The sequence below is a fragment of the Flavonifractor plautii ATCC 29863 genome (assembly GCF_000239295.1).
In the GTDB taxonomy this organism is placed as follows: domain Bacteria; phylum Bacillota; class Clostridia; order Oscillospirales; family Oscillospiraceae; genus Flavonifractor; species Flavonifractor plautii.
In genome coordinates, this window is record NZ_JH417843.1 from 8306 (window position 1) to 12387 (window position 4082).

Genomic DNA, 4082 nt, shown 5'->3' on the forward strand with positions numbered 1-4082 from the left:
CGGGCGACCACAAGGGTCGCCCCTACGGCGTTTTACGAAGCCGGAAGAAATTTATACCTCGATCTGCTCCACCTCGTCGCCGCAAGCTTCAGATCCCTCGCTTTGCCGCTTACGGCAAAGCTCGCTCCTTCCGCTGCGTCTCCTCTCCGGGCCGAACCCGCTTCGCTGGGCTCCGGCCCGGTTCAGGCTACGGGAACAGCTTTACACCCCGATCTGCTCCACCGCAACGTGAAGAAAATTTGCCTGCGGCAAATTTTTAGTGTAGGCCGCAACGGCTTTGCCGCAAGGAGGGAACTCCGCAGGAGGCAGGGTTACACCTCGATCTGCTCCATCAAATAGGCCTCGATCACGTCGCCCTCCTTGATGTCCTGGAACTTCTCGAAGGTGATGCCGCACACCCCACGGGATATCAATCCCGTGGGGGCCCCAATGATTCCACATGCTCGGGGCGAATCAATCGCCCCTGCGCCAAGGTTTTGGGCTGCCGCCCAAAACGCTTGTGCGGCGCAAAAGCGCCGCCCCGCCTGCGGCGGGTCACTCGCGCGGCATTTATACCTCGATCTGCTCCACCGCAGCGTGAAGAAAATTTGCCTGCGGCAAATTTTTAGCGTAGGCCGCAGCGGCTTTGCCGCGAGGAGGGGACTCCGCAGGAGGCAGAGTTACACCTCGATCTGCTCCATCAGATAGGCCTCGATCACGTCGCCCTCCTTGATGTCCTGGAACTTCTCGAAGGTGATGCCGCACTCGTAGCCCTGGGCGACCTCCTTCACGCTGTCCTTGAAGCGCTGGAGGGAGGCGATGGCGCCGTCGTAGATGACGATGTTGTCCCGCAGCAGGCGCATCTGGGCGCCGCGCTGCATCTTGCCGTTTGTGACATAGCAACCGGCCACCATGCCCACACCGGTGATGCGGAACACGTTGCGCACCTCGGCCTGGCCCAGCTCCACTTCCTTGAACTTGGGAGCCAGCATGCCCTTCATGGCGGTCTCAATCTCATTGATGCAGTCGTAGATGACGCGGTACATGCGCATATCCACGTTGTTGCGGGCGGCGGACTCCTTGGCGTTGTTGTCGGGGCGGACGTTGAAGCCCACGATGATGGCGTTGGAGGTGGTGGCCAGCATGACGTCGCTCTCGCTGATGGCGCCCACGGCGCAGTGGATGACCCGCACCCGGACTTCCTCGTTGGACAGCTTCTCCAGGCTGGCCTTGACGGCCTCGGCGGAGCCCTGGACGTCGGCCTTGACGATGATGTTCAGATCCTTCATCTCGCCCTGCTTGATCTGGCTGAACAGGTCCTCCAGGCTCACCTTGCCCACGGGGGCGGAGGCGGCCATCTTCTGCTCATGCTTGCGCTGCTCCACCAGCTCGCGGGCCATGCGCTCGTCGGCCACGGCGTGGAAGTCGTCGCCCGCGCCGGGCACCTCGCCCATGCCGATGATCTCCACGGGCACGGAGGGGCCCGCCTCGGTGAGCTTCTCGCCCTTGGCGCTGGTCATGGCGCGGACGCGGCCCACGGCGGTGCCGGCGATGATCACGTCGCCCTGCTTCAGGGTGCCGTTCTGCACCAGCAGGGTGGCCACGGGGCCGCGGCCCTTGTCCAGCCGGGCCTCGATGACCGCGCCGTGGGCGGAGCGGTTGGGGTTGGCCTTGAGCTCCTGCATCTCGGCGGTCAGGTTGACCATCTCCAGCAGATTGTCGATGCCCTCGCCGGTCTTGGCGGAGATGGGGCAGATGATGGTCTCGCCGCCCCACTCCTCTGGCACCAGCTCATACTTGGTGAGCTGCTCCTTGATGCGCTCGGGGTTGGCCTCCGGCTTATCCATCTTGTTGATGGCCACGATGATGGGGATATTGGCCGCCTTGGCGTGGTTGATGGACTCAACCGTCTGGGGCATGATGCCGTCGTCGGCGGCCACCACCAGGATGGCCACGTCGGTGATCATGGCGCCGCGGGCGCGCATGGCGGTGAAGGCCTCGTGGCCGGGGGTGTCCAGGAAGGTGATGGTCTTGCCCTGCACGTTCACCTGATAGGCGCCGATGTGCTGGGTGATGCCGCCGGCCTCGCCGGCGGCCACGTGGGCGTTGCGGATATAGTCCAGCAGGGAGGTCTTGCCGTGGTCGACGTGGCCCATGACCACCACCACGGGGGCGCGGGGCTCCAGATCCTCCTCCTTGTCCTCGGCGGTGTCGATGAGCCGCTCCTCGATGGTGACAATGACCTCCTTTTCCACCTTGCAGCCCAGCTCCTCGGCAATGATGGCGGCGGTGTCGAAGTCGATGACGTCGCTGAGGGAGGCCATGACGCCGTTCTTCATCAGGGTCTTGACCACCTCGGCGCCGGTCTTCTTCATGCGGGAGGCCAGCTCGCCCACGCCGATGGCGTCTGGGATCTTGACAGTCAGCGGAGTCTTTTTGGCGATCTCCAGCTGGAGCCGGCGCATCTTCTCCTGCTCCTCCTGGCGGCGCTTGCTGCCCTGGAAGCCGCCCTTGCGCTGGTTGCGGCCCTGGAACTTCTGCTTGCCGGCCTGCATCTGCTTGGTCTTGCCCGCAGCCAGGTTCTCCAGCCGCTCGTCGTACTTCTCCAGGTTCACCTGGCCGCCCTTGCGGGTGTCCACTACCTTCTTCTCGGGGACGCGGGTAGCGGGCCGGTTCGCCGGCTGCTGGGCCGGCTGCGGCTTGCCCTGGGGCTGCTGGGGCGCGGGCCTGCCCGCCGGCGCGGCGGGCTTCTGCGCCTGGGGCGCAGCCTTGGCGGGCTCCCCCTTGGGGGCCGGGGCAGCCTTGGGCTCCCGGTAGACCTCGGCGTAGATGCTCTCGATGTTGTCCACCTGGTTGTGCTGGGTCAAGTACTCGAAGATCAGGGAGAGCTCCCGGTCCTCCAGCACCTGCATATGGTTCTTGGGAGCCGTCGCATATTTTGTCAGAATGTCGGTGATCTCCTTGGAGTTCTTCTTGAAATCCTTGGCCACCTCATGCACGCGATACTTGTTGTTCAGCAAATAAGCCACCTCCATCGGCGGGCTTGCGCCAATAGGAAAACGCGGCGGGGCCGCTGCGCTTTCTTATTGGAACAAGCCCTCGTTGTTCCAATCCTATTGTGTGCCATGGTCTCATGGCGTCTTCTTCTTGACGGTCAGCCTGCCCCGGGGCAGCGTCCGCTTCCCGGCGGGCTCCGGCGGGGACTCCTTCCGGGCGGGCGGGGCCGCCCACGGCTTCCTTCCGCCCTTTTGCAGCTTTTTCTCGTGGCGGCGCTGTTCCTTCTGGCGCTGGAGGGCCTTGTCCGCCTTCTCACTCAGCTCCGCCGACGCCGCGCCGTAGGTCTCCGGCGCTCCGGCGGCCAGCCTGGCCAGCAGGGCGGCCGCCAGCCCCACATCGGTGAGGGCCAGCATGGCGCAGGATGCGCGGCCCACTGTGCCGCCCAGCTCCCCCTTGGTGTAGGGCACCCGGAACCAGGGCGCCTTGCCCGCCTGGGCAAAGTGGGCGGCCCGGCGGGCGCTGTTGTCCGCCGCATCGGAGGCCACCAGAATCAGCCTGGCCTGCCGCGCCCGGGCGGAAGCACCAACCGGCTCCTCCCCCACCTCCACGCGGCCCGCCTTGCGGGCAATGCCCAGCAGATGCAGCACGTTATCCATCGCCGCCCTCCCTCATCTGCGCCTCCAGCGCGTCGTAGACCCCGTCGGGCATGGCGGCGGAGAACGCCCGCTCCAGCGCCCTGGACTTCCGCGCCCGCCTGAGACACTCCGCATCGGGGCAGACATAGGCCCCGCGGCCCGGCTTCTTCCCCTTGAAATCCAGGGATACCTCTCCCTCCGGGCTCTTGACCACCCGAATGAGCTCCTTCTTGGGCTTCATCTCCCGGCAGCCCACGCACTGGCGCAGGGGTATTTTCTTGGGCATTTTTCTCGCCTCCTCGCAGGCCGATGTGGGCATCGGCCCCTACGTGTGCGGACATCCCGCAAAAGGCGGAGCCTTTTTGCGGGAACCCTGTTTCCATCCCGTTTGGGGCAACTGAATTGCCCCAAACCAAGGTTTTGCCCTCGGCAAAACCCTTGTGCGGCGCAAGCGCCGTCCCGCCTGCGGCG

General features: G+C 65.3%; 3 protein-coding genes. All 3 read right to left on the bottom strand.

Annotated elements, in window-relative coordinates; all coding sequences use genetic code 11:
* Positions 1 to 659: 659 nt before the first annotated feature.
* Entirely contained in the window at positions 660 to 3014 is a 2355-nt protein-coding gene (infB, locus tag HMPREF0372_RS16705; RefSeq protein WP_007495074.1) for a translation initiation factor IF-2, read from the bottom strand.
* Positions 3015 to 3110: 96 nt separating this feature from the next.
* A complete protein-coding gene (locus HMPREF0372_RS16710; RefSeq protein ID WP_007495076.1) occupies positions 3111 to 3632 on the bottom strand; it encodes a L7Ae/L30e/S12e/Gadd45 family ribosomal protein in 522 nt (173 codons plus the stop codon).
* The gene (gene rnpM / locus HMPREF0372_RS16715) at positions 3625 to 3897 is read right to left on the bottom strand and encodes an RNase P modulator RnpM (RefSeq protein WP_009257480.1); all 273 of its coding nucleotides are present in this window, start codon (positions 3895 to 3897) and stop codon (positions 3625 to 3627) included. The genes HMPREF0372_RS16710 and rnpM overlap by 8 nt, the downstream gene beginning before the upstream one ends.
* Positions 3898 to 4082 lie beyond the last annotated feature (185 nt).